The sequence below is a fragment of the Sphingomonas sp. LR55 genome (genome assembly GCF_036856015.1).
Lineage (GTDB): Bacteria > Pseudomonadota > Alphaproteobacteria > Sphingomonadales > Sphingomonadaceae > Sphingomonas.
Window position 1 is genome coordinate 1,148,565 of the sequence record NZ_JASPFO010000001.1, and the last position, 25,036, is coordinate 1,173,600.

At 65.9% G+C, this 25,036-nt stretch carries 15 protein-coding genes and 4 pseudogenes; 9 read left to right on the plus strand and 10 right to left on the minus strand.

Features of this window, described 5'->3' with window-relative positions; genetic code table 11:
* Positions 1-181: 181 nt before the first annotated feature.
* From QP181_RS05445 to QP181_RS05455, 3 genes and pseudogenes are all read right to left on the minus strand, one after another.
* Positions 182-1,381, minus strand: a pseudogene (locus QP181_RS05445) (tryptophan 7-halogenase); the annotation flags it as partial.
* Positions 1,356-1,481 carry a hypothetical protein gene (locus tag QP181_RS05450; protein WP_333927899.1) on the minus strand — a complete coding sequence of 42 codons (126 nt, stop codon included), beginning with the start codon at positions 1,479-1,481 and terminating at the stop codon, positions 1,356-1,358. The gene QP181_RS05450 and the pseudogene QP181_RS05445, both read right to left, overlap by 26 nt.
* A complete protein-coding gene (locus QP181_RS05455) occupies positions 1,478-3,010 on the minus strand; it encodes a tryptophan halogenase family protein (RefSeq protein WP_333927900.1) in 1,533 nt (510 codons plus the stop codon). Before QP181_RS05455 ends, QP181_RS05450 begins: the two co-directional genes overlap by 4 nt.
* 349 nt (positions 3,011-3,359) lie before the next feature.
* Between QP181_RS05455 and QP181_RS05460 the strand changes: the two genes are divergently transcribed.
* The 3 genes and pseudogenes from QP181_RS05460 (at position 3,360) to QP181_RS05470 (ending at position 7,712) form a co-directional block, all read left to right on the plus strand.
* The gene (locus tag QP181_RS05460; RefSeq protein ID WP_333927901.1) at positions 3,360-6,659 is read left to right on the plus strand and encodes a TonB-dependent receptor; all 3,300 of its coding nucleotides are present in this window, start codon (positions 3,360-3,362) and stop codon (positions 6,657-6,659) included.
* A 133-nt stretch (positions 6,660-6,792) separates the two neighbouring features.
* Positions 6,793-6,999 (plus strand): annotated as a pseudogene (locus QP181_RS05465) (cupin-like domain-containing protein); the annotation flags it as partial.
* Between the two features lie 98 nt (positions 7,000-7,097).
* Complete coding sequence (locus QP181_RS05470) at positions 7,098-7,712, plus strand: cupin-like domain-containing protein (RefSeq protein ID WP_333927902.1); 615 nt, start codon at positions 7,098-7,100, stop codon at positions 7,710-7,712.
* Here QP181_RS05470 and QP181_RS05475 read toward each other — a convergent pair.
* The 6 genes and pseudogenes from QP181_RS05475 to QP181_RS05500 form a co-directional block, all read right to left on the minus strand.
* Positions 7,709-8,689 carry a glycoside hydrolase family 9 protein gene (locus QP181_RS05475; protein ID WP_333927903.1) on the minus strand — a complete coding sequence of 327 codons (981 nt, stop codon included), beginning with the start codon at positions 8,687-8,689 and terminating at the stop codon, positions 7,709-7,711. The genes QP181_RS05470 and QP181_RS05475 overlap by 4 nt on opposite strands.
* Before the next feature lie 143 nt (positions 8,690-8,832).
* Positions 8,833-9,534 (minus strand): annotated as a pseudogene (locus QP181_RS05480) (cellulase N-terminal Ig-like domain-containing protein); the annotation flags it as partial.
* The gene (locus QP181_RS05485; RefSeq protein WP_333927904.1) at positions 9,522-12,047 is read right to left on the minus strand and encodes a glycoside hydrolase family 3 protein; all 2,526 of its coding nucleotides are present in this window, start codon (positions 12,045-12,047) and stop codon (positions 9,522-9,524) included. The gene QP181_RS05485 and the pseudogene QP181_RS05480, both read right to left, overlap by 13 nt.
* 87 nt (positions 12,048-12,134) lie before the next feature.
* The gene (locus tag QP181_RS05490) at positions 12,135-13,235 is read right to left on the minus strand and encodes an SGNH/GDSL hydrolase family protein (RefSeq protein WP_333927905.1); all 1,101 of its coding nucleotides are present in this window, start codon (positions 13,233-13,235) and stop codon (positions 12,135-12,137) included.
* Entirely contained in the window at positions 13,232-14,239 is a 1,008-nt protein-coding gene (locus QP181_RS05495) for a glycosyl hydrolase (protein ID WP_333927906.1), read from the minus strand. Before QP181_RS05495 ends, QP181_RS05490 begins: the two co-directional genes overlap by 4 nt.
* Positions 14,239-15,594 (minus strand): glycoside hydrolase 5 family protein, encoded by a 1,356-nt coding sequence (locus tag QP181_RS05500; protein WP_333927907.1) that lies wholly within the window; start codon positions 15,592-15,594, stop codon positions 14,239-14,241. Before QP181_RS05500 ends, QP181_RS05495 begins: the two co-directional genes overlap by 1 nt.
* 276 nt (positions 15,595-15,870) lie before the next feature.
* Between QP181_RS05500 and QP181_RS05505 the strand changes: the two genes are divergently transcribed.
* The 6 genes and pseudogenes from QP181_RS05505 (at position 15,871) to QP181_RS05530 (ending at position 24,347) form a co-directional block, all read left to right on the plus strand.
* On the plus strand, positions 15,871-16,638 hold the full coding sequence (locus QP181_RS05505; protein WP_333927908.1) for a gamma-glutamyl-gamma-aminobutyrate hydrolase family protein: 768 nt from the start codon (positions 15,871-15,873) through the stop codon (positions 16,636-16,638).
* Between the two features lie 65 nt (positions 16,639-16,703).
* Positions 16,704-19,176 (plus strand): annotated as a pseudogene (locus QP181_RS05510) (TonB-dependent receptor plug domain-containing protein).
* A gap of 121 nt (positions 19,177-19,297) precedes the next feature.
* Complete coding sequence (locus QP181_RS05515) at positions 19,298-19,516, plus strand: hypothetical protein (RefSeq protein WP_333927909.1); 219 nt, start codon at positions 19,298-19,300, stop codon at positions 19,514-19,516.
* A 432-nt stretch (positions 19,517-19,948) separates the two neighbouring features.
* Positions 19,949-20,992 (plus strand): rod shape-determining protein, encoded by a 1,044-nt coding sequence (locus QP181_RS05520; RefSeq protein WP_333927910.1) that lies wholly within the window; start codon positions 19,949-19,951, stop codon positions 20,990-20,992.
* 170 nt (positions 20,993-21,162) lie between these two features.
* Positions 21,163-23,535, plus strand: coding sequence for an FdhF/YdeP family oxidoreductase (locus tag QP181_RS05525; protein ID WP_333927911.1), 2,373 nt, complete (start codon positions 21,163-21,165; stop codon positions 23,533-23,535).
* Positions 23,532-24,347 (plus strand): formate/nitrite transporter family protein, encoded by an 816-nt coding sequence (locus QP181_RS05530; protein WP_333927912.1) that lies wholly within the window; start codon positions 23,532-23,534, stop codon positions 24,345-24,347. Before QP181_RS05525 ends, QP181_RS05530 begins: the two co-directional genes overlap by 4 nt.
* A gap of 118 nt (positions 24,348-24,465) precedes the next feature.
* Here the strand turns inward: QP181_RS05530 and QP181_RS05535 are convergent, their stop codons facing one another.
* Positions 24,466-24,939, minus strand: coding sequence for an Lrp/AsnC family transcriptional regulator (locus QP181_RS05535; RefSeq protein WP_132734164.1), 474 nt, complete (start codon positions 24,937-24,939; stop codon positions 24,466-24,468).
* Between the last annotated feature and the right edge of the window lie 97 nt (positions 24,940-25,036).

Genomic DNA, 25,036 nt, shown 5'->3' on the forward strand with positions numbered 1-25,036 from the left:
GTTGGGATCGGTCATCGTCCACGCTCCAGTTGCGCGAGATACAGGGGATAGGGGGCAGGCGCGCCGGCAACGCGGCGGTTGCCTCGGCGAGCCGTTTCAGCGTCGCGGCGATCGTTTCGGGCGGGCTGGCCGAGGCGATCGGATCGGCGATGTGGGGGATCATGCCAAGCCCGAGCAGCAGCCCGTGCCAGTCGTCCTTGTCGAAGCTCTCGTCCTCGTAGAACGGCAGGCGACCGCGATGCGCGAATTGCTCGAGCGTGTGCGCGAGGCTGTCGGGACGGGGCAGGCGGGACGCCCTCTTCCAGAAGGGGCCACGCGTGCGGCCAGTCGGCAGGTAGTGTGCGGCTTGATAGTCGCGAACCCGAGCGGCCTGGCGGTAACTGCGCTGATTATATTCGGCGAGTTCGGTCGGCGCGCAGTCGCGACCCGGCAACAGGTCGATCGCGTGGAGGATCGCGGCATGGGCGAGGTGCAGGTTGGCGTCGGCGAGCGGATCGAGCACGACCGCGGCATCGCCCAACGCTAGGACGTTGTGTTTCCATGGCTCGGGGCGGGCGCCCGGCGTGAGCGGTACGATGGTGTCGCCGGCCGGCAGAATCCGCCGCGCGCTGGAATCCGAGGTCTGATCCGCCGCGTAGGCGAGCCCGACCAGCGTGCGGTCGCGCAACCGGCTTGCGAACCGCCAGCCGGCCGGCACCGCAACCAGATCGTCGGTCGGTGTCAGGGTCTGCACAGGCGCCGTCCCCAGCAAGAGACGGTCGACCGGCAGCCAGGTCCGCCAATCGTCCCACTGCGTATCCAGTGCCGACCGCAACGGGGCAGCGGGGCCGGAACAGTCGACATACAGATCGGCGACCAAGCGGCGGCCGTCTGCCAGCAACACCGCGGAGACCCTGCCGTCTTCACCGCGCTCGACACCCGCAAAGTCGCCGGGAACGGGGACGATGCCAATATGCCGAGCGAGCGCGCGCAACAGGTCGCGGTAGCGGGGCGGATCGAGCCGTAGCGCATAGCCGAAGCCCGAGATCGGCGAGTTCGGATCGTCGGACGGATGGACGAATTTCTCTGCGGCGGCGAGCACGGCCGGCACCGAGAAGGCATCGAACGCCGCTGTCTTCCCGGCACGGCGTGCATTCAGCCAATGCTGGTGGAATGCGCCGGGAGCGATCGCCCCGCCGCCCTCGCCCTGCGCCAGCACGACGGGCGCCCCGTCCCCGCTCCAGTCCGACAGCCGCGTGCCGAGCCGGTGCGTCGCGCCCGCCGCCAGCAGATCGCGTTCGCGCAGGCCGATCCGATCGTGAAACGCGGTGATCGACGGCAGCGTGCCCGAGAGGCGATCGGTCAGCGCGGCAGCGTCATCCGGCGTCTCGATCAGGGTCACCGCCAGCCCCGGCAGCGCGCGCGAACGCGATCGCCGCGGACAAGCCGACGATCCCCGCACCGAGCACGGCGATGCTCGCGATCGGCGTGCGGCTGGTCACGCGGCAATCGTCGCGTTGCGGCGAGCGATGAACGCGGCATGGTCGGGCATCGCCGAAGCAGTGGCGGCGACATGATCGCGCAGGCTGGCGACCGCGCGGTCGAGACCGTCGAGCCCGGGGCGATCGGCACGCTGGTCCCACGCCTGCGGGATGATCCCCTGCCCGAGATAGACCGCGATCCAGCTCGGTTCGAGGAACAGCCCCTCGCTATACTGCGTCACGCGACCGGCGCGGCGGAACAGCTCCATCTTGTCGGCGAGCGTCGTGGGGACCTCCATCGTCCGGACATGGTTCCAGAAGTCCGAATCGTCGCGAGTGGTGGCGTGGTAATGCAGGATCAGGAAATCGCGGATGCGGTCATATTCCATGTCGACCATCCGGTTGAACTCGGTCCGGTCGGTCGCGGAAATACCCTCCGATCCGGCGCGCTGCGGAAACAGTTCGATCAGCTGCGTGATCGCCATCTGCGCGAGGTAGATGCTGGTCGATTCGAGCGGCTCGAGGAAGCCCGAGGCGAGGCCGATCGCGACGACGTTGCCGACCCAGCTGTTGCTGCGACGACCGGCGCGAAATTTGAGGAAGCGGGGATCGGCGAGCGGCGTGCCCTCGACCGACGCGAGCAGCGCATCCGCAGCGGCCTGATCCGCAATATGCGCGCTGGAATAGACATAGCCGTTGCCGACGCGGTGCTGGAGCGGGATCCGCCACTGCCACCCGGCCGGTTTCGCGGTCGCTCTCGTATAGGGTTCGATCGGTCCCTCGGGCGAGGTGCACGGCATCGCGACCGCGCGGTCGCACGGCAGCCAGCGCGACCAGTCCTCCCACGGCTCCGCCATCGCATTGCCGAGCAACAGGCTGCGGAAGCCCGAGCAATCGACGAACAGGTCGCCCTCGACCGTCTCCCCATTGTCGAGGCGGACCGCACGGACGTCGCCGCTCACCGCATCCTGGTCGACCGATATGATCCGCGCTTCGGTCCGGCGTGCGCCATGCGCTTCGGCGAAGCGGCGGAGATAGGGGCCGAACAAGGTCGCATCGAACTGATAGGCATAGCCGAAGCTCGCCGCGAGATCGTCCGCCGGGCCATCGGGAATCGCGAAGCGGTGCGCCTTCGCAGCGGCGACCGCGACCGAATAGTCGCCGATTGGCCCTGCGCGTCCCTCCGCCGCGAGCCGAAGCCAGTAATGGTGGAAGCCGACATCGTCGAGCGGTCGGCCGAACGTGCCGAACGGGTGGATATAACTGTCGCCGATCGCGCCGAAGTCGCGGAAGTCGATTCCCAGTTTGAAGGTCGCATGCGTAGCCCGCATGAAGTCGGCCTCGTCGAGACCCAGTCGCTCCACGAAGGCGCGGATATGGGGCAGCGTCGCTTCGCCGACGCCGACGATGCCGATCTCTGCCGACTCGATCAGATGGACGCTACACCCTGTCGGCAACAGCCTGACCAGCGCTGCGGCCGTCATCCATCCCGCCGTTCCGCCACCGACCACGACAACCCGCGTTCCGCCCGTCTCCATCCCCGCCTTCATCCTCTCGCCAGCACTGTCTGCACAGTCTCTTCCGACAGCTTCTTATCAGTAGGACCGTTCCGAGCCTGTTACACTTTGGCCACACCTCGGCAACGTCTGACACATCTGTCTTTCAAATTGTCTTATTCGTCTTGTGATCCGTAATTTTGCTGCCTAACACCTTGGTAAGGCGAGCGAAGGACGTTCGTCGATCTGGAGATGTGCGATTAGATCGTCTGCTCGAAGAGCGGCGGCGATCGCGCTGAAGGATGCTTAGGGGTTTATCATGGCTGGTGTTGCATCATCGCGGGCGATCGCCCGCGCGTCGCGTCTTATTGGCGCAAGCGTTTCGGTAATCGCAATTGCCGTCATGGCACCCTCAGCCTTCGCGCAGGTCGCCGATCCTGCCGCAGCTGATCCGCAGGCAGTGCCGGCGCCGGCCGGTTCGGGCGTCGCAAGCACGACGTCGGGTTCCGCCAGCCTCGACTCGGCAACCGCGGGTACGGCCCCCGGCTCGGCTAGCAACACCACCGGCACTTCGGGCGCATCGCAGGACGCCGGTAATCCGACCCCGGACACCGACCGCGGCGAGATCGTCGTCACCGGCATTCGCCAGAGCCTGGCCAACGCACAGAACATCAAGCGTAATTCGGACACCGTCGTCGACGCGATCACCGCGGAAGACATCGGTGCGCTTCCCGATCGGTCGGTCAACGAGGCGCTGCAGCGCGTTCCCGGCGTGTCGATCAGCCGTTTCGCCGCCCCCAGCGACTCGGCGCACTATTCCGCACAGGGCTCGGGTGTCGTGATCCGCGGTCTCAGCTACGTCCGCGGCGAGTTCAACGGCCGTGATGCATTCGCAGCAGGTGGCGGTCGCGAGATCGGCTTCAACGACATTCCGGCGGAAATCGTCGGCTCGGTCGAGGTCTTCAAGAATCTGACCGCCGATCTGGTCGAGGGCGGCATCGCCGGTACCGTCAACATCAACACGCGCAAGCCGTTCGACTCGAAGAAGGACCTGCTGTTCCTCTCGGCGGGCATGAACCTCGGCGATCTCGAGAAGCGCGGCGCGCCGCAGTTCGTCGGGCTCGTCTCGAAGCAGTTCGACCTGGGCAGCGCAGGCCGGTTCGGCATCCTCGCCAGCGGCACCTACCAGAAGCTCTATAGCCGTTCGGACTCGGTGTTCATCTCGTCGATGCTGCCGCGCTATAACGACGACAAGAACGGCAACGGCGTCCAGGATGCCGGCGAAGGCCGCGTGCTGAACGCAGGTACGCCGTTCCAGTCGACGCTGTTCGATACCTTCCCGCTGCCGGCCGGTCGCAACGTCGTATACGCACCGCTGGGCGCCGGTTCGCGCTCGCAGGATTTCGACCGCACACGCATCGGCTATTCGGGCGCCGCGCAATATGAGACCGCGTCGGGCAACCTGCTGGTGACCGCACAGTTCGTCCGCGCCGAATCGACCGACGACTGGCTCGAGCACACCGTCGAGCCCAACGTCTATTACGGCGATGCCAACACGGTGTTCCCGGTCGGTGGCTCGGACTTCACCTACGACGACAACGGCGTCTTCACGAGCGGCACGCTCGGCAAGCGAACCGGCGCGGTGCAGGGCAACGGCCCGAACGGGTACGGCGTGCTGAGCCAGTTTTCGCCGAACGGCGTGTTCACGACCGAATCCAACCGTCACTTCTTCTCGAAGTCGATCTCGCAGGATCAGTCGCTCAACATCAAGTTCGAGCCGATCGAGCGCCTCCACCTGAATTTCGACGGGCAATACGCCACTTCGAAGGTCAAGGTTCGCGACGACATCCTCGACACCGCGACGTTCAGCCAGACCGCGATCGACCTGCGCGGCAGCATCCCGCAGATCACGTCGATCACACCGGGCTTCGATACGACCAGCTATTTCGCCAACCCCAACTCGATCTATTTCCGCGACGCCTTCAACGGTCGCCAGGATAACGATGGCCACGAATGGGCCTTCCGCGGCGATGCGCAGTTCGACGTCAGCGACACCGCGTTCCTGCGCAACGTTCGCGTCGGTGGCCGGTATGCGGATCGCAAGCAGCTCGTGCGGTCGGCGGATTACAACAATTGGGGCTATCTGTCCGAGACGTGGTCGGCAAAGGGGCCGGTGAGCTATGCGGCACTTGGTCAGAACGAGCAGAGCCTGCACAATTTCACCAATTTCTTCCGTGGTCAGACCAACACGCCGCCGAGCGCGACGTTCGTCGCCGAAGACATTTTGCGCGATCACGACGCTTTCACCGATCTGCTGCGCAAGATCACGACCCTGGGCGGCGGCGGGTATACCGCGCTCGAAGATCGCAAGAACGGCGATGGCAGCCCGCTGAACGATGGCGCGTACCTGAACAGCGAACTCTATCGTAACCGCGAGCAGACCAAGTCCGCCTATGTCCGCGCCGATTTCGGCGTTGAGGATTTCGGCAACGGCATGAGCCTGACCGGCAACGTCGGCGTGCGCTTCGTCAATACCAAGGACAGCTCCAACGGCGCGATCACCTTCCCGAATCAGAGCAGCATCTTCGATGCGTCCAACCTGCCGGCGACCCCGACCGGTGGAGCGTATCCCCAGACGCTGGCCGGGTTCTGTCAGTCGCAGCGTGACAAGCCGCCCGCGTCGGGGACGATCAACGCGATCTGCACCGTGCCCGCAGCCCAGCAGGCGGCGATCCTCGCCTATGCGAACTCCGGATCGATCCCGGATGTCGCCAAGCAAAAGTTCAACTTCTGGCTGCCGAGCGCCAACGTGAAGCTGCAGGTCACGCCGACCTTGCTGTTCCGCGCCGCCGGATCGAAGGCGATCTCGCGTCCGAACTTCGGCGATCTGCGCAACTTCGTCGGCGTCGGTGTGTCGTCGGGCAACACCGCGGGCAACTACCAGTTCTCGGCGACGTCGCGGAACCCGTATCTGCGGCCGGTCGAGGCGTTGCAATTCGATCTGACCAGCGAGTGGTATTTCTCGAAGGTCGGCTCGCTGACCGCGACGGTGTTCCACAAGACGCTGTCGAACATCATCGTCGACAATCTCGGCTACACGCGCACGCTGACCAACAACGGCCAGACGTTCGACGTCCAGGTCAACGGCCCCGCCAACGTCGACGGCAAGTCGCGGATCAAGGGTGCGGAAATCGCGTACCAGCAGACCTTCGACTTCCTGCCCGGTGCGCTCAGCGGTCTCGGCGTGCAGGCGAACTACACCTATGTGAAGGCGGGCAAGATCCCCAACCCGGTGCCCGCCAACGGCGCCGCCGATGGCAGCCGTCCACCGCAGGACGTCGCCGGTCTGTACGACAACCTCCCGCTCCAGGGCCTGTCGAAGCATACCGTCAACGTCGCCGGCTTCTACGACAAGGGTCCATTCTATGCCCGCGTCGCGTATAGCTGGCGCTCGAAGTTTCTGCTGACCAACCGCGATTGCTGCTTCCCGTTCCTGCCAGTCTACGCATTGCCGACCGGACAGCTCGATGCCTCGGCGTTCGTGACGGTGAACGAGCATTTCAAGTTGGGCGTGACCGCGTCGAACCTGCTCGACGAGACGACCAAGACCAACTTCCTGCTGAACGGCGCAGGGCTCGAGGCACCGCGCAGCTTCTTCAAGAACGACCGGTCGTACACGCTGTCGGCGCGCATGACCTTCTGAGGTAGCGGGATACGAGGCCAGGGATTACACGCACGCGATGAGTGAGATCCTTGGCCTTCCGGTTGCCGAAACCGGTGCGATCGACGCGGCGCGGTTCGAAGCCGAAGTCGCGCACGGCTATCGCCCGGTGGTGATGCGCGGACTGGCGGCGGACTGGCCTGCCGTCCGCGCCGCGCGTCAATCCGATCGCGCGATCGGCGAGCATATCGTGTCGTTCGATGGCGGGCGCTCGGCCGACGTCATGGTCGCGCAAAGCGACGTGCGCGGGCGGTTCTTCTACAGTGACGACCTGAGCGGCTTCAATTTCGAGCGCGCCAAGGCGCCGATCCCGACGCTGGTCGACCAGTTGATCGCGTTGCAGGGGGTGCCCGGCGCGCCGGCCATCTATGCCGGGGCGGCGGCGGCGGGGAATTCCTGCCGGGCTGGGCTGAGGCGAACGTGTTGCCGCTGCCCACGCCCGATGCGGTGCCGCGGGTGTGGATTGGAAACGAGAGCCGGGTTTCGACGCATTACGACGTGTCGAGCAACGTCGCTGTCGTGGTGGCGGGGCGGCGGCGGTTCTGCCTGTTTCCGCCCGAGCAGGGGCCCAACCTGTATGTCGGTCCGCTCGATGTCACGATCGCCGGACAGCCGGTCAGCCTTATCGATCTCGAAGCGCCCGATCTGGAGCGGTATCCGCGATTTGCCGAGGCGCGTGCGCAGATGCAGGTGACGGTGCTGGAGCCGGGCGATGCGATCTTCATTCCGTCGATGTGGTGGCATGACGTCAAGGCGCTTGGGCGGTTCAACGTGCTGGTCAATTACTGGTGGGGGCAAGCTGGCGCGGCCTCGCCGTTCCCCGCGCTAATCCACGCGATCCTCGCGATCCGCGACTTGCCCGAGGGCGAGCGCTCAGCGGTGCGCGGCTGGTTCGATCAATACGTGTTCGGAGACGCGGCGCAGGACGCGGCCGCGCATCTGCCTGACGCGATGCGCGGCGTGCTCGGAAGCCCGTCGCCGGAGCGGACCGACGCGATCCGCGGATACCTCGCGCGAACGCTAGAACGGCTCTAGCGCCCTCGCGTCGCGTCGAGGAAGGCGGCGGTCCATACTAGCGGGGCGTTCCAGTTGATCGCGACTTCGTTGACGGTGAAGGCGCGGTAGTCGTCGATCCAGCAGGTTTGGGGTGCGCAGCCTTTCATCGGGCCGAGCTCGTTCGCGGCGGCGGAGTTGGGGCCGCCGGAGAGGACGCCGGTAGGTGGCGCGGGATAACGCTTGTCCGCCGCAGCCGCCCAGAAGCGGTGGTGCGGGTGCTGCATCGGGCGCGTGCCGATACCGGTGACGTAGGATCGGTCGAGCGGATTGCGGCCGAGGATGTAGTCGAGGCTCGATACCACCGCGTCGCGATAGGCGGGCTTGCGGTCGATCTGCCACGCGACGCCGAGCACGATCGCGCGGTTGAGGATCGAGCTGTTCGAACCCCAGGGGTAGTTGGTGCCGCCAAATGGGATGCCGTAGCCGCTGCGCTTACCCTCGGCGACGAAGCCGTCGGCGAGCGCGGTGATCCGGGTGCGGAGCTTGGCACGGTCGTCCGCAGGTAGCGTGTCGCCCAAGGTGGCGAGCGTCAGTGCGCCGGCCAGTCTGAGCGAACCCCAGCCGATATCCGTGCCGGGATCGGTGAAGATGCCGTCCTTGCGCAGGCGATCGAGGAAAACCGCTTCGTTGGTGGTCGCGTAGAGTTGCGCGGCGGCGAAGGTGAACTCGTCACGGACATCCGGGTCGCCATAGCCCCCGCTACCGGTGAAGTCGGAACTGGTGAGGAGGTTCGGATGGCGGAGTGCCGCCGCCCAGCCACGTCGCGCCGCGGCGAGGCACTTGGTAGCGAAGGCCGGATCGATCGTCCGCCAAATCCGCGCGCACTGCGCCGCGACACCAACCATGTTGAGCGTCGCCGCAGTCGAGGGCGGATAAAGAAACCGGGTCTCGTGATCGTCAGCCGGCGCGGTCGGTATCCCCGTCCAGTTCTTGTCGGCGATCTTGGTATGAACCAACCCACCCCCTCGATCGTCTCGAACCGGGTGATCGCCTTGCCTGCGACGCCCGCGTCTGGAGCGATAGCGAGCTTGGTGCCGTCGGGGATCTGCATTGCGAGCAGGAAGGCGACTTCGACGCGCGCTTCGTCGAGCAGGTCGTCCTTGCCGTTGGCACGTTCGGGTAGTGCGAGGCGGCCGTCGGCGAACGCGTTGGTGTCACCGAACACGGCCAAGCGCTCGTGGAGATCGAGCAATGTCCAGGTCGAGACGCCGCCGTTGACGACGTATTTGCCGTGGTCGCCGGCATCGTACCAGCCGCCGGTCGCGTCGAGCTTGTAGTCGCAGCCGGGCCATTTGACGCCCTGCTGGTCGATGCCGGCAAAGCAGGTGGCGATGTCGGGCGCATGGCCGGCGGGGCGGGCGAGGTCCTTGCGCTCGACGAAGGCGGGCAGGATGGGGACGCCGCTGCGCTGTTGATAGAAGAAGGCCATCGCCGCGGTCGCCACGCGCGCGAAGGGGCGGTCGGCGATCGCGAACGGGTGGCTGGCGTCCGCGCCGACGTGGAGGCGATAGCCGGTGCCGGGCGTGTGGAATGTGCCGAAGTCGATCCGGTGGACGCTTTCGCCCGATGCTGCGTCGGCGCCTATCGGTGTCGTCTGGCCCGACGCGGCGGTCTTCCCCTTCGCATCGGTCAGCGTCCAGGCGAGCGGCTTGGCCTGCGTCGACGACAGGACCGCCAGCTTGGGGCCGGTCGTCTCGAACCCGGCCTGGTCGATCCGGATCGGTGCAGGCGGGGCTTGCGTGGCGGCAGTCGTCAGCAGGACGGCCGCCGCACTGAGCAGGAGCCGGCTCAATCGCCGCACTTCGTCATCGGCACGGGTGCGGAGTCGATCTTCACGTCGGAGATCGACAGGCCCAGCTTGCCGTCGGTCGCGATCACGAACGGCGCGGTGACGTGCGCCATGTCGATGCCGCGCTTGGCGAAGCATTGCAGCGGGACGATCACCTGCTCCCAATCGCCGGGCTTGCCAGCCGCGAGCGTCTTGCCGATCGGGACGGTGACCGCCTTGCCGTCGTTGCTGACCATGCCGAGACCGACCGGTGCGCTGCCCGCGCGATCGACGCGGACGTCGACGACGAGGCTCAGTTCGCCATTGCTCTCGCGCGTGAGGTCGAGCGGGCCCGAGGCCTCGACGCGGGCGTGCGCAGCGCCACCAGTCCAGACGAGCGCACGTGCGTCCTCCTGGCGACGGCGATCAACTGCGGAGGCGGTGAGGCGCTTGGTCGCGGTCGTCGCATTGACGCCGAGCAGGCGGACCTTCGACTGGTCCTGCTCGACCAGCGTCAGCGACCAGCCTTCGGGCACGCGGCCCTTGCCGAAGATCGTGCCGTTCGACGACGCGGCCATGCCGGCAGGGCGAGTTTCGTCGAGCTTGGGGACGGTGCCCGGCTTGGCGTAGCTCAGGCCGTAGCCGAACGCGAACAGCGGGTCGTAGCCGGGATCGGAGCGGTTCAGGACATACTGGTCGGGGCGCTTTGGCCAGGAGAAGCTCAATTTGCCGCGGAAGTCGTTGGCGACGCTGCCGTCCTTCTTGCGGAACAGTACGTCGGCGACGCCGCCGCCTTCGCTGCCCGGCAGGAACGCCGCGACGAACGCATCGGAGGCGTTCAGTTCGGCGTTCACCCAGAGCGGGCGGCCCGACAGGAATACCGCGACGACGGGCACGCCGACGGCCTTCAGTTTGCGCAGGAGTTCGAGGTCGGACTTGTCCTCGGCGCTGTATTCGAGGTTCGGGCGGTCGCCCTTGAACTCGGCATAGGGCTGTTCGCCGAACACGACGATCGCCGCGTCGGGCTTTTTCGCGAAGCTGCCGTCCGCCGACAGCGTCGCGGTACCGCCGGCATCCTTGACCGCGGTGCTGATGCCCGACCAGATCGTCTCGGCATTGGGGAAGTTCGCGTTGGTCGTGCCGCCGCCCTGCCATGTCAGCGACCAGCCGCCGGCCTGTTGCGGAATGTTGTCCGCACCGCCGCCGGCGACGAGGATGTTGGCGGAGGGTTTCAACGGGAGCAGGCCACCTTCGTTCTTGAGCAGGACCATCGATTCCCGTGCAGCACGCCGCGCGATCGCGCGGTGGTCGGCGGCGCCAATGAGGTTCATCTTGCCGGCAAGCGCGCGCGACGACGGGCGACCGCGATCGAACGTGCCGGCGCGGATTTTCACGCGCAGGATGCGGCGTACGGCGTCGTCGAGGCGGGCGGCGGGGATTTCGCCGGATTGCGCCTGCTTCAGCGTGTTGGCGTAGAGCGTCTTCCACCCGCTGCCCGAATACATGAACATGTCGAGCCCGGCGTTGATCGCCGCGGCGCAACTCTCGTTCGAGCAGCCATCGACCTGGCCGTGGCCGTTCCAGTCGCCGACGACGAAGCCGTCGAAGTGGAGGCGGTCTTTCAGCACGCCTGTCAGCAGGCTCTTGTTGCCGTGCATCTTGGCGCCGTTCCAGCTCGAGAAGCTGGCCATCACCGATTGCGTGCCGGCCTCGATCGCGGCGGGGTAACCGCCCAGATGAATGTCGCGCAGCGTCGTTTCGGGGATCAGCGCGTCGCCCTGGTCGCGCCCGCCGGTGCCGCCGTCGCCGAGGAAATGCTTCGTAGTTGCGATGACGTGGTCGGGGGCGAGGAACGCCTTCGTGCCGACCTTGCCCTGGACGCCTTCGATGACCGCGCCGGCGTAGTCCGCCTGGACCTGCGGCTCCTCGGAATAGCTCTCGTACGTGCGGCCCCAGCGATCGTCGCGGACGACGGCGAGGGTGGGGGCGAACGTCCAGTCGATGCCGGCGGCGGCGGTCTCGATCGCGGTGACGTGGCCGATCTCGCGTACCAGGTCGCGGTCGCGCGCTGCGCCGAGGCCGATATTGTGCGGGAAGAGCGTCGCGCCGGGAATGTTGTTGTTGCCGTGGACCGCGTCGGTGCCCCAGATCACCGGGATCGCGGGGCGGCCGTCGCTGCGGGCCATCGAGGCGTCGTAGAAGGCGTCCGCGAGCTTCAACCACTCGATGGGGAGTGCAAGGTCGTTGCCGCCGGGGCCGGCGTTGCCGCCGTTGAGGATCGAGCCGAGCTTGTAGGTGCGCAGGTCGGAGGGCTCGATGCTGGCGATGTCGACCTGGATCAGTTGGCCGATCTTGTCCTCCACGGACATGCGTTTCATGATCGCGTCGATCCGCGCTTCGACTTTCGGGTCGCGCAAGGGGCGGGCGTTGGCGGTTGGCCAGATTCCGGGATGCGCGACCGCAGATAGCGGCGCTGGTTGCGCTACCGGCGTCGCTGCGGATTGCAGCAGAAGCGCGATGGTGAACGTTGAAAACCCTGCCGACATCATACTCTCCCCGGTCGGTGCGCGATCGTGATCCGCACCTTGGCATCCTTGCTACCGGGTTAGCGCTACAATGTGCAAATCATTTGCTTATTTCTGCGCCCAGATCTCCGGATGCGCGTCGATATAGGTCGATAACGCAGTCGTGATCCGGGCGTCGTCCGCGGTCGAAGGATGCGCGTGGCAGCCGCTGAAGGCGAGACCGGTGACGAGGACGAAGGTGACGTTGCGCTCGCCTTCGGCCTTGAGGCGCGCGGCGACCTTGCCGACTTCGGACGCGATCTCGCCGTCCGCCATGTCGGTCGCCCACAGGACGACGTGCGCGTTCGGATCGCGCGCGCGCAGGCGTTTGACGAACTCGACATAATGTCGCTCGTAGTCGGCGTGGAGCGCGTCGCGCGTCTGCCATGGCTCGCCGGGGTGCAGCTTTGTCGTGAAGTCGTTGGTGCCGAGCGCGATGACGAACAGGCGGGGGTGCCAGGCGGGGTCGGCGTAGCGCCTGGCCTTGTCGAACAGCGTGAAGGGGTAGGCCACGGGTAATGTATCGGCGGCCATGCCGTCGTAATTGCGGACGATGCCACGGCCCGAGATCGCGTTGACTTGGTAGTCGGCGCCGTAGCGGCGGGCGGTCAGCGCGGGCATGGCTTGCGCGGTATCGGTGGTCGCCCAGACTTCCGCCTGCGTACAGTCGCGCTTGGTGGAGATGTTGCCATAGCCGACGGTGTGCGAGTCGCCGATGAACTCGATCTGGCGGGTGCGGGTGCGGGTGGGGGCAGGGAGGGCACGCGTTCCCCGGTCGGCGTAGAGGCCGCCGAAGACGGTCGGGGCGGACTGGCTTTCGCTGGCGACGTCGACGCGGATCGTGTGGCGACCGTTCGACAGCCCGGCGACGCGGTAGAGGCCGGGCTTCGGCTTGACGAGCTTGGCGGCGAGCGCGCCGTCGACGGACACGCGGAGGATGACGTCGCCTTGGCCGATGCTGAGCAGCGCGCTGGGGCCGCGGAATGCCGCCTCGAAATAGGTGCCCGGCCATTGGCGCTTATAGCCCTCCGCGGTCCGCTCGACGCGGCCGCCGATGTGGACGGGGAGGGGCGCGCCGGCTTTCGTGGTGGTCGGGGTCACCGCCGGCGGGGCGGCGATCGCCGAGGTCGACAGGAGTGCCGTGGCGAACAGGCCGAGGATCGTCTTCATGCCTTCACCTTCAGCGATGCGGGGAGTTCGTCCTTGGTGACGTAGCGGTTCGCATTGAAATCGTGGCGCAACTGGTCCGACGTGTTCTGGTCGGCGCCGGTCAGCCAGCGCGTGTGCCAGGTCATGAACCAGAGCCAATCCGCGGTGGGGCCGAGCAACGCCGGGTCGGGGACGGGGCCGTTCTCGTGCAGGCAGATCGGCAGCGTGTCGCCGACGATCGCCTTCACCTGCGCGAACATCGGGGCGAGGTTGCCGTGGTCATTTGCGTAGATATCCGCGCCGGCGACATCGACGGTCTCGCGGCCGGGATACCAGGCGGGGTCGACGTTCTGGCCCGCCCAGCCGAGTACCCAGATCAGGTTGTTCAGACCGAAAACACGCGTAAATTGGTCGTGCATCAGCGCCCAGAGCGCCTTGAACGCGGCGGGGCCGTGCTTGCCCCACCAGAACCAGTCGCCGCTGAATTCGTGGAACGGGCGCCACAACACCGCGACGCCGCGGTCTTGCAGGACCTTCAACAGCCGCGCGACTTCGGCCATCTGGCGCATCATCGCGACGTTCTGCGGCGTCCCCGGTTTCAGCGCGGCGGCGACGTCGAAATCCTTCTTCGAATTCTCGTAGCCGGTGCCGATGTCGGGCGCGCCCCAATGCCAGCACAGCGTGACGATCCCGCCCGACCGCGCCCAGGCGGTCGCCCGATCGTTGACGGCGTCGTTGTCGCGCGGATCGATATAGTCAAGCCCGAGGATCGCGGGGAGCTTGCCCGTCACGCGCTGGAGATAGTCGAGTTCGCCGTGCGGATTGGGCGGCGCGGAGCCCTGCTCCTGTTGCCCGGTCAGCGTCTTCCTGCCGTATTGGCTCCACAGATAGGCATAGAGGTGGCGCGCGGCGGGCGAGGCTTTCGGATTGCTCAGACGGCGGTTCGGCACCGCAGCCAGCGCCGGCATGCCGTGCAGCAGACCAAGCGCCGCCGTCATCCCGAGCGTCTCACGACGGTTGAGCATCAGAGCGCCGCCATCGCCGCGGCGTGCGCGCGGATCACGGACTGGGTCGAGGCATCGCTGTCGAACACGCCGTACCAGCCCTGCGGTTCATGCGGGGGGTCGCCCATATAGCCAAGGTCGCCGCGCTGGAACCGGTGATCGGCATGCGGTGTCCGCGCCTCGCCGTTCCAGGCCCAGAAGTTGGAGCCTGCAAGCGGCCCGCCGGCCTTCGCATTGGCCTCGATCGCGGCGTAGATCTGGCGGTAGAAGCGGTCCTTATATTCGGTCGTGATGAACGGATCATAGGCGGCCTGGCCGTCGCGCGGGTAGCCGAACTCCTCGATCACCAGCGGCTTGCCGAGCGTCGTGGCGAGCCGGATATGCGCGTCGATATAGGTGGCCACCTTCGCCGCACCGGCGTCATAGGTGCCGGCGAGATTGCCTGCGTCCATCCAGGTCCAGTTGTTCGGCCAGATATGCGTGGTGAGGTAGTCGATCGAGGGCGACTTGTGGGCGGCGAGCACGACATCCTCGCGCTCGATCGAGCCCTTCAGTCCCTCCGAGCCGGTCGAGACGAGGTGATGGGGATCGAGCGTCTTGATGTAGCGCGCGGTCTCGTCGATCCAGCGATAGAAATGCGAGAGATTAGGCACCGCGACCTTGTCGCCGCCAGCGGGGCGCGGTTCGTTCGCGAGTTGCCATGCCATGATCGTCGGATCCGCGGCATAGGCAACGCCCGTCACGGTGTTGGTGCGCGAGACGACCGCGCGGATGTAATCGCGGTACATCGCCTGCGCCTGGCCGTTGGTATAGAACGCGGCGTTCCAGTCGGCGAATTCGGGCCAGGGGTGCGCGGGGTCGTTCATGTTGATGAACTTGCCGCCGTTGACCCACGACAGATAGGTCATCATTCCGCCCGACCATTCCCAGAAGTTGGTCAGGTAGATCACGCCGGTCATGTCGCGCTTCGCCATCTCGGCGAGCGTCCAGTCGAGACCCTTGAGCAGGTCCTCGTTGTACGTCGCGCTTTGATCGCGAAATCCCGGAGTGATCGAGTTCTTGAGCGGCGACAGTTCGGCTGACCCCAGGATGCGGAGGTTGCGGACGCCGAGCGCCTTCAGACGATCGAGTTCGCGCCCGAGCCGCGCACGATTGCCATAGGCGGTGTCCGCGCCGAGCCACGCGCCGTACCAGATGTTCGCACCCGCATACCGATACGGCTTGCCGTTGCGTTCGAAGCCATGCCCGACGACGGTGACGAACGCCGAGGGCTGGGCCCGACCAACTGGCTGCGTCACGGTTGCGCAGGCGGAAAGAAGCGCACCGCTGGTGATCGCTGCCCCGGTCAAAAGCGCCGTGCGCCGGTTAATCGTCATATCATACTCCCATCCATCCCACGCCGTGTCTGCTGCACGCATCGCGATATCTGCCCAATCAGACGGGTGCGGTCTATGCGGATATCCGCGAAAATAGAAATTCATTTGGGTAATTCGTAGGCACTTGCGAGCGGTCCGGTGCGGACAATGAATTTTTGGCCGTGCCAAAGCTTATAGCGCTCCAATATCCGACGCGATCGATGGATATTGATCGCGAAAGGCCACCGCGATGCAAAGGAAACAACGACGCTCGACGATGTGCGGCTACGGCGCATGATGCGCTTTGCATGCTGCCGTAGCGATGACGGGCCGATCAAGCCCGTGATCGGCGTATTGTGCTGCAACGAAATCGCCGATCGCCCGATCCAGGCGGTCGCGACGCGGTTCGTCGAGCCGCTGGTCCGCTACGCAGGCGCGACCGTCCTGCTGGTGCCCGCTGTCGCGGACGCGATGGACACCCGCGCGCTGGCGGGGCGGCTCGATGGGCTGTTGCTGACCGGATCGCGGTCGAACGTCGCCGGCGCACGCTATGGCAAGGCCGACGCCAACGACGATGCGCTCGATCTCGACCGCGACGCGGTGGCGATGGAATTGGCGGGGCGGATGATCGAGGGCGGACGGCCGGTGTTCGGGATCTGCCGCGGGTTGCAGGAATTGAACGTGCTATTCGGCGGCACGTTGACCGATACGCTCGACGAGGGGCATCACCGCGCCACCGAAGACGCGACCGCGTATGAAACGCTGTTCGATCACGTCCACGACGTCGATCTCGAGGCGGGCGGGATGCTGGCCTCGGTGACGACACGTCACAGCATCTCGGTTACCTCGGTCCACCGGCAGGGGATCGATCGGCTTGGGCCCGGATTGAGCATCGAGGCGCGGGCGACCTCGGACGGTCTGGTCGAGGCGTTCTCGGCACGGCCGTGCGGCGGCGATGTGCTGGCGGTGCAGTGGCATCCCGAATGGGATGTCGCCGCCAGCGCCACGAGCCAGGCCTTTTTCTCGCTTATCGGGCGATCGCTCGGGACCTGTCGGGACCGTTGATCGCCCTCATTCGTACCACACACGCAGAGGTCGTCGCAGAACGATCCACCATCAGGGACCATGACATGACTGCTTACCGTACCGCGTTGACGCTCGCCGCCTCGACCTTCGCTCTCGTCAGCGCGCAGGCCGCGGCAGCCCAGGACGTACCGGCCCAAGACGTGCCGGCCCAGCCTGCCGCCGGTCCTTCGGCCGATCCCGCCGCCGCGGCTGCGCCCGACACGCAGGACGACATCATCGTCACCGGTACGCGCGCGGTCGGCCGGTCGCGGCTCGACAGCGCGTCGCCGGTCGACGTGCTGAGCTCGGCCGCGATCCAGCGCCAAGGCACCACCGAACTCGGCGCGGCGCTGGCGACGATCGCACCCTCGATCGACTTCCCGCGGCCCTCGGCGGTCGATGGTACCGATGCGATCCGTCCCGCGACGCTGCGCGGCCTGTCGCCCGACCAGACGCTCGTGCTGGTCAACGGCGTGCGCGGCCATACCGCGGCCTTGCTCAACGTCGGCGGCTCGGTCGGGCGTGGCTCGGCGGCGGTCGACCTCAACACCATTCCGACCGTCGCGCTCGACCGGATCGAAGTGCTCCGCGACGGCGCATCGGCGCAATATGGCTCCGATGCGATCGCCGGCGTGATCAACCTCCGCCTGCGCGAGGCGCGGTCGGGCGGCGCGGCCACGGTCAATTACGGCTTCTACAACACCGACATCGACACCGCGCGCGGTAGCCGCAGCAGGACCGGCGAACATGCCGTCACCGTCTCGGGCTGGCAGGGACTTGGCTTCGGCGAAGACGGATTCCTGACGCTGTCGGGCGAGTATCTGAACCGTCAGGCGACCAACCGCGCCGATTTCGATCCGCGCGTCCCCGGAACACGCGTGACGGGTCGGTTCGGCGATCCGGCAGTCGAGCAATACAGCATCTTCGCCAATGCCGGCACGACGCTGACGGGGACGTGGAAGCTGTATGGCTGGCTCGGCTATCAAGACCGCGACACGCGCAGCGCGGCGTTCCCACGCCTGGCAAACGCGACGACCGCGCTGGCCGGCTACCTGGATGGCTTCCTGCCGCTGATCAACACCAAGTCGCGCGACATCAATTCGGCGGTCGGCATCAAGGGTGTGGTCGCCGACTGGAACGTCGACCTGAACGCGAGCTATGGCCGCAACAAGATCGGCTTCCGCACGCTCAATTCGGCGAATTACGCGTTCGGCAGCACCACGCCGAAGGACTTTTCCGACGGCGCGTTGATCTACGACCAGTACATCGTCGGGCTCGATGTCGACCGCAAGTTCGACCTGCTGCAGGGCGTCAACGTCGCGTTCGGTCTTGAAGGGCGCCGCGAGGGGTTCAAAATCGAGGCGGGTGAGCTCGCCTCCTACGGCTATCCCGCGGCCGGCACGGTGACGGGGGCAGCCGCGGGCGCCGCGCCGGGCGCGCAGGGGTTTGGCGGCTTCTCGCCCGCCAACGCGATCGAGCGCAGCCGGCGCAACGGCAGCGTCTATCTCGATGTCGAAGCGCAGGTGACCGACAAGTTCCTGGTCGGCCTTGCCGGACGCGGCGAGGATTATTCCGATTTCGGCTCGACCGCGACCGGCAAGCTTTCCGCACGCTATGATTTCACGCGCTGGTTCGCGCTGCGCGGCACCGCGTCGACCGGGTTCCGCGCGCCGGCGCTGCAACAGCAATATTTCACCTCGATCGCGACCGTCATCCAGAACGGCAATCCGATCCAGACAGGCACCTTTCCGTCGATCAGCCCGGTCGCCAGCCGGCTCGGCGGCCTTCCGCTCGAGCCGGAAAAGTCGACCAACCTGTCGGCTGGTGCCGTCATTCGTGCCGGCCGGTTCGATCTGACCGTCGATGCGTATCGCATCCACATCCGCAACCAGATCGGCCTGTCGGAGAATATATCGACGTCGCCGACCCAGTCCGTCGCGGTCAATACGCAGATCGCCAACCTTCTGGCGGGATCCGGCGCCACCGCCGCGCGGTTCTTCCTCAACGGCCTTGCCTCGACCACCAAGGGCATCGACGCGGTCGCGCATTACCGCATGCCGACCGACTCCGTGGGGACGTTCGACCTGACGATCGCCGGCAACATCAACGATCTCGAAAGTCACGCGCGTGCCGACCTCGACATCGGCGCTCAATCCCGCGCCGACGCTGTTCGCGCGCAGTCGTATCCTGACGCTGGAGGACGGCACCCCCGGCGAGAAGGTGACCGGATCGATCGACTGGTCGCTCGAACAGTTCGGCGCGCTTGCCCGCGTGACCTATTACGGCGACGTCAACCAGCCGGGCACGACGGCCGCCGCCGACGTCCATAGCGGCAAGCACGTCATCACCGATATCGAACTCCGCTATCAGGCGACCAAGGGCGCGCAGTTGGGGTTCGGCGTCAGCAACCTGTTCGACGTGTATCCCGACGCGACCATCCCCGCGAACAACAGCACCGGGGTGATCGGCTTCCCCTATTACTCGCCGTTCGGGTTCAACGGTCGCTATCTCTATGCACGCGCCGGCTTGAGCTGGTGATAAATCCTATCTCCACGATAGGGTATTGCGCCGGGCGATCATCGGCGGTAGCTTTCGGTTCCAGAGCCAATGTTGCGCTATGTGACTGCAGTTCTGACGTCGTCACCACGGAGACCAGTTCATGAAGAAAATCACGATCGTGCCCATGATTGCAGTCCTGGCACTTGGTCTTGCGGCCTGCTCGAAGACTGCCGAACCGTCGAACGTTTCGGCTATCGACAGCAACACGGTCGTTGAGGAATCCGATGCGAACTTCTCGGCGGTCGATGGCGTCGCAACAGAAAATTCGACCGACCTGATCAATACGACCGAGACCAACACGACCGGAAACACGTTCTGATCGACCGGTCGTAGCGCGTTCTCGTAGGGCGCGCCAAGTTCGGTAGACATCGCCCTGAGTGGCTCGAACAGATAATGCCTCCCGATCAAAAGGGGGGCGTTATCTGTTTGTGTTTACAGTCTATGTCAGTGGTTTATTGGAAGCTTGCTCGGTCGTATTTTACGCTCGCTTCGTCGTACTCTTTGCAAAACTTTATTCCTATTTGATTGGTATGCATTACACCGAAGTAACGTCGAGGCGAAGTGAAGCTCCCTGGACGGATCCTCGTGGCCCGGCAGAACCCCTCTGCCGGGCCATTTTTCGTAATCGTCGTCTGGATCGCCCGGTCGGGCGCAGGCGGATTGACGCGGATCGCGCGTACGCACAGCGCTGATGGTCTCTATGGCGACGGTCGGCATGACCGCGCGCCCTTGTTGCAGAATGTCAAAGCCGATGCGTCTTCCTCGTCTGTTCAGCCGTGCTTCCAGTGACATGGCGATCGATCTCGGCACGGTGAACACCGTCGTCTATCTGCGCGGGCAGGGCATCGTGCTCAACGAGCCGTCGGTGGTCGCGATCGAGACGCGCGGCGGGGTGAAACAGGTTCGTGCGGTCGGCGCCGAGGCCAAGCTGATGATGGGCAAGACGCCCGACGGGATCGAGACGATCCGGCCGATGCGCGACGGCGTGATCGCCGATCTCGACGTCGCCGAGCAGATGATCAAGTTCTTCATCGACAAGGCGCATGGCGGGCATAGCCGGATGCCGCGCTATCCCGAGATCGCGATCTGCATTCCGTCGGGCGCGACCCTGGTCGAGCGCCGCGCGATCCGTCAGGCGGCGTCCAATGCCGGCGCGCGGAAAGTGTTCCTGATCGAGGAGCCGATGGCGGCGGCGATCGGCGCGGGGTTGCCGGTGACCGAGCCGGTCGGCGCGATGATCGTCGATATCGGCGGCGGCACCACCGAAGTCGCGGTGCTGTCGCTGCGCGGGCTCGCCTACAGCACCTCGACCCGCGTCGGCGGCGACAAGATGGACGACGCGATCGCCTCGATGATCCGTCGCAAGCACAATCTCATGATCGGCGAGGCGACCGCCGAGCGCGTCAAGCTCGCGGTCGGGATGGCGCGGATGCCCGACGATGGGGTCGGCGAGATCATGCGCGTCAAGGGGCGCGACCTGCGCGCCGGCGTCCCGCGCGAGATCGAGGTGACGCAAGGCGACATCGCCGGGTCGCTGGGCGATCTGATCGGCCAGATCGTCGAGACCGTGCTGACCGCGCTGGAAAAGACCGAACCCGAACTGGCGGCGGACATCTGCGATCAGGGTATCGTGATGACCGGCGGCGGGTCGTTGCTCGCACGGATCGACGAGGTGCTGGCGGATGCGACCGGGCTGCCGGTGATCGTCGCGGAGAATGCGCTGACCTGCGTCGCGATCGGTGCGGGCCGGGCGATGGAAGAGCCGACTTATCAGGGCGTGATGACCGAGGCCTGATGCGTTGTGCAAGGCCGTCGGGGTAACCTGCGATAACACTTACGAAATATCACGATCACGGAGTGGGGAATTATTGCTTTAGCGCATGTTGGCTAGGCTCGTAGGGCGCAGGATATGTATGCGTCGCTGACCTAGCTGTCGGAAGCGCGACTGTCAGCGGGAGAAGCGACATGGCGACCAAACGTCCAGACGGCATTGCCGACTATACCGGCCCGGCAGGGGGCTGGGGTGCGCTGAAAGCGGTCGCGGTTTCGCTGAAAGCGCAGCAGATCGTCGTGCGTGGCGGCCAGACGCTGTTGAAGTCCAACCAGCCCGACGGCTTCGACTGCCCGAGCTGCGCTTGGCCCGACCCGAAGCATACCTCGTCCTTCGAATTCTGCGAGAACGGTGCCAAGGCGGTTGCCTGGGAGTCGACCGCGAAGACGATCGGTGCGGAGTTCTTCGCCAAGCACAGCGTGTCGGATATCTGGAAGCAGAGCGATCACTGGATCGAGGATCAGGGCCGCGTCACCGAACCGCTCCGCTACAATGCGGCGACCGATCACTATGAGGTCGTGAGCTGGGCGGACGCGATGCGCGAGATCGGCGCGGGGCTTGCCGCCGTGCCCGATCCCAATCAGGCCGAGTTCTACACTTCGGGTCGTTGCTCGAACGAGGCGGCGTTCCTGTTCCAGCTGTTCGTGCGGCTGTACGGCACCAACAACTTCCCCGACTGTTCGAACATGTGCCACGAGGCGACCTCGGTCGGGCTGCCGAGGTCGATCGGGATCGGCAAGGGCACCGTCAGCCTCGAGGATTTCGACCATGCCGACCTGATCCTGTCGATCGGCCACAATCCCGGCACCAACCATCCGCGGATGATGGCAACATTGCGCGAAGTCTCGAAGCGCGGTGGCAAGATCATCGTCTTCAACCCGCTCAAGGAGCGCTCGCTCGAACGCTTCGAATCGCCGCAGTCGGTGGTCGAGATGGCGACGATGTCGGCAACGCCGATCGCGAGCAGCTATTACCAGGTGAAGGTCGGCGGCGACGCGGCCGCGCTGAAGGGTATCGCCAAGGCGCTGGTCGCGCTCGACGAGGCGACCAAGGTGTCGGGTGGCGAACCCGCGCTCGATCACGCGTTCATTGCCGAGCATACCGCGGGGCTCGACGACTATATCGCCGATCTCGCGACCATCGAATGGGCGGACATCGAGCGCTCCAGCGGGCTCTCGCGCAGTGATCTCGAAGAGGTCGCGCTGGCCTATGCGAAGTCGAAGTCGACGATCTGCTGCTATGGCATGGGCGTCACGCAGCATCGCACCGGCACGACCAACGTCCAGCAGATCGCCAATCTGCTCCTCCTGCGTGGCAACATGGGCAAGCCGGGTGCGGGCATCTGTCCGCTGCGCGGCCACAGCAACGTCCAGGGCGACCGCACCGTCGGCATTACCGAGCGGCCGATGCCCTTGCTGCTTGACAACATGCGCGATGTGTTCGGGTTCGAGCCGCCGCGCGACCATGGCCATTCGGTGGTCGAAAGCATCGCCGCGATGCGTGACGGCAAGGCCAAGGCGATCGTCTGCCTCGGCGGCAATCTCGCAATCGCGTCGTCCGATCCGCAGGCGTGCGCGGAAGGGTTCCGCAATCTCGATCTGGCGGTGCACATCACCACCAAGCTCAACCGCACGCAGTTGCTGATGGCCAAGGCGACCTATGTGTTGCCGTGCCTGGGGCGGACCGAACTCGACATGCAGGCGACCGGCCAGCAGTCGGTGACGGTCGAGGATTCGATGTCGATGGTCCACGCCTCGCGCGGGTTCCTGATGCCGCCGGGCGAGAACGTGAAGTCGGAGATCTGGATCGTCGGCGAGATCGCCAAGGCGACCTTCGCCGCGAAGGGCCGCGCGCCGGTCGACATCGACTGGGACGCGTATGTCGGCGACTACAGCCTGATCCGCGACAAGATCGAGGCGGTGTTCCCGGCGTTTGCCGACTACAACACGCGCATCCGCAAGCCGGGCGGCTTCCACCTCCCCAATTCTGCGGCGATGCGCGAGTGGAAGACGGACAGCGGCAAGGCGAACTTCCTCGTCACCAAGGGCGTCGAGGAGGACGAGGGCGCGGGCGATCCGACCGTGCTGCGGCTGACCACGCTGCGCGCGCACGATCAGTACAACACCACCGTCTACAGCCTCGACGATCGCTATCGTGGCGTGTTCGGGCGGCGCGACATCCTGTTCATGAACGAGCGCGACATGGCGCGGCTCGGGCACAAGGAAGGCGATGTCGTCGATATCGCCACCGCGCTGCAGTTCGCGCGGCCCGACCGGGTCGTGCAGAAGCTGATGCTGGTGCGGTACGCGCTGCCCGATGGTTGCGTCGCCTCCTATTATCCCGAGACGCAGCCGTTGATCGCGCTCGAGGATCACGATCCGCAGAGCTTCACCCCCTCCTATAAATCCATCCCGGTGACCGTCCGTCCCGCCGCTGCCGACCTGGGGTCGGATCGTGGCGTGGTGCGCGCGGGGATCGTCGGCCACGAGAGCAAAGTTCCCGCATGAGCACCGGTTATTCGTCGACGATCGACACCTACGCGACCCTCGCGGCGACCAAGGCGGAGGCGCTGCGGCGCTCGCCCGCGGGCTTTTTCGCGGGCGCGATCCTCGCCGGCACGTATATCGGGATCGCGATGATCCTGGCGCTCAGCACGGCGTCGGGGCTCGAGCCCGGCGTGCGGCCGCTGGTGATGGGCGCGACCTTCGGGCTCGGGCTGATCCTGACGGTGTTCGCGGGCGCGGAACTGTTCACGGGGTATGTGATGTATCTGGGCTTCGGCTTGGCGCGGCGGACGATCACGATCGGTGACGCGCTCAAGCTGGCGGTCGTGGTGTGGATCGGCAACCTCATCGGCGGCGTCGTGCTCTCGTTCGTGTTCGCGGCAGGCGGTGGCGGCGCGATCTTCGCCAACGCCGATGCGATGTTCCACGGCTATGTGCTGCACAAGGTGTCGGTCGACGCGACCGCGCTGCTGGCACGCGCGATCCTGTGCAACTGGCTCGTCTGCCTGGCGTTCTGGACCGCGGCGCGGATGACGGGCGATGCCGCCAAGTGCATCGCGATGGCATGGATCCTGCTCGCGTTCGTCGCTGCCGGGTTCGAGCATTCGGTGGCCAACATGACTGCGCTGACGCTCGGCCTGCTGGTGCCGCATTCGTCGATCGATCTCGCTGGAATGGTCCGCAATCTCGCGATCGTGACGGTCGGGAATACGATTGGTGCGTTGGTGTTCGTGGTCGGCGGGTATCTGGTCGCGTCGAAGACCGATGGGGTCGTTGCTCCCGCCAAGGGGGCTGAGCTGATCCTCCCCCGCTAGGGGAGGTGGCTGGCGCTTGCCAGACGGAGGGGGAGGAAAGGGAAACCGCTGCTCCGCGTCCTCCCCCTCCGTCACCTTCGGTGCCACCTCCCCCTGGCGGGGGAGGATCGAGATGGGATCACATCGCGCCGTCGCGGATCGTCTCCATCGCAACGAAGGTGGAGGTGCTGGCGACATGCGGCAGGCTTGAGATGCGTTCGCCCAGGACCTCGCGGTAACGGCGGATATCGGGCGTGCGGACCTTCAGCAGATAGTCGAAGCTGCTGGCGATCATGTGGCATTCCTCGACCTCGCGGATCGCGAGCACCGCGCGGCGGAACGCGTCGAGCGCCGCCTCGCGCGTGTCAGACAGCTTTACCTCGGTGAAGGCGATGTGATCGAGCCCGAGCTTGACTGGATCGAGCACCGCGCGGAAGCCGCGGATATAGCCTTGGTCGAGCAGGCGTTTGAGCCGGACCTGGCAGGGCGTTTTCGACAGTCCGACGCGACGCGCGAGTTCTGCTACCGACATCCGGCCGTCGTCGCGCAGAAGGTCGATGATGCGGCGGTCGAACTGGTCGATCTCACTGGCGTGATCCACTTTATCGGGCATTCCGCCGCTCCTGCCTTCTGAAAATGGTCGAACCGACCGATATAAGGCCATCGATAAGGCGGATCGCCAATCGCGTCCATGCTACGGTCTGGTTAGG

Bases quoted from the DNA above. Each gene is read 5' to 3' on its own strand.
- QP181_RS05500 (WP_333927907.1), bottom strand. From the start codon at position 15,594: ATGACGATTAACCGGCGCACGGCGCTTTTGACCGGGGCAGCGATCACC.
- QP181_RS05490 (WP_333927905.1), bottom strand. From the start codon at position 13,235: ATGAAGACGATCCTCGGCCTGTTCGCCACGGCACTCCTGTCGACCTCG.
- QP181_RS05525 (WP_333927911.1), top strand. From the start codon at position 21,163: ATGGCGACCAAACGTCCAGACGGCATTGCCGACTATACCGGCCCGGCA.
- QP181_RS05495 (WP_333927906.1), bottom strand. From the start codon at position 14,239: ATGCTCAACCGTCGTGAGACGCTCGGGATGACGGCGGCGCTTGGTCTG.
- QP181_RS05520 (WP_333927910.1), top strand. From the start codon at position 19,949: ATGCGTCTTCCTCGTCTGTTCAGCCGTGCTTCCAGTGACATGGCGATC.
- QP181_RS05530 (WP_333927912.1), top strand. From the start codon at position 23,532: ATGAGCACCGGTTATTCGTCGACGATCGACACCTACGCGACCCTCGCG.
- QP181_RS05485 (WP_333927904.1), bottom strand. From the start codon at position 12,047: ATGTCGGCAGGGTTTTCAACGTTCACCATCGCGCTTCTGCTGCAATCC.
- QP181_RS05505 (WP_333927908.1), top strand. From the start codon at position 15,871: ATGCGCTTTGCATGCTGCCGTAGCGATGACGGGCCGATCAAGCCCGTG.
- QP181_RS05535 (WP_132734164.1), bottom strand. From the start codon at position 24,939: ATGCCCGATAAAGTGGATCACGCCAGTGAGATCGACCAGTTCGACCGC.
- QP181_RS05515 (WP_333927909.1), top strand. From the start codon at position 19,298: ATGAAGAAAATCACGATCGTGCCCATGATTGCAGTCCTGGCACTTGGT.
- QP181_RS05455 (WP_333927900.1), bottom strand. From the start codon at position 3,010: ATGAAGGCGGGGATGGAGACGGGCGGAACGCGGGTTGTCGTGGTCGGT.
- QP181_RS05460 (WP_333927901.1), top strand. From the start codon at position 3,360: ATGGCACCCTCAGCCTTCGCGCAGGTCGCCGATCCTGCCGCAGCTGAT.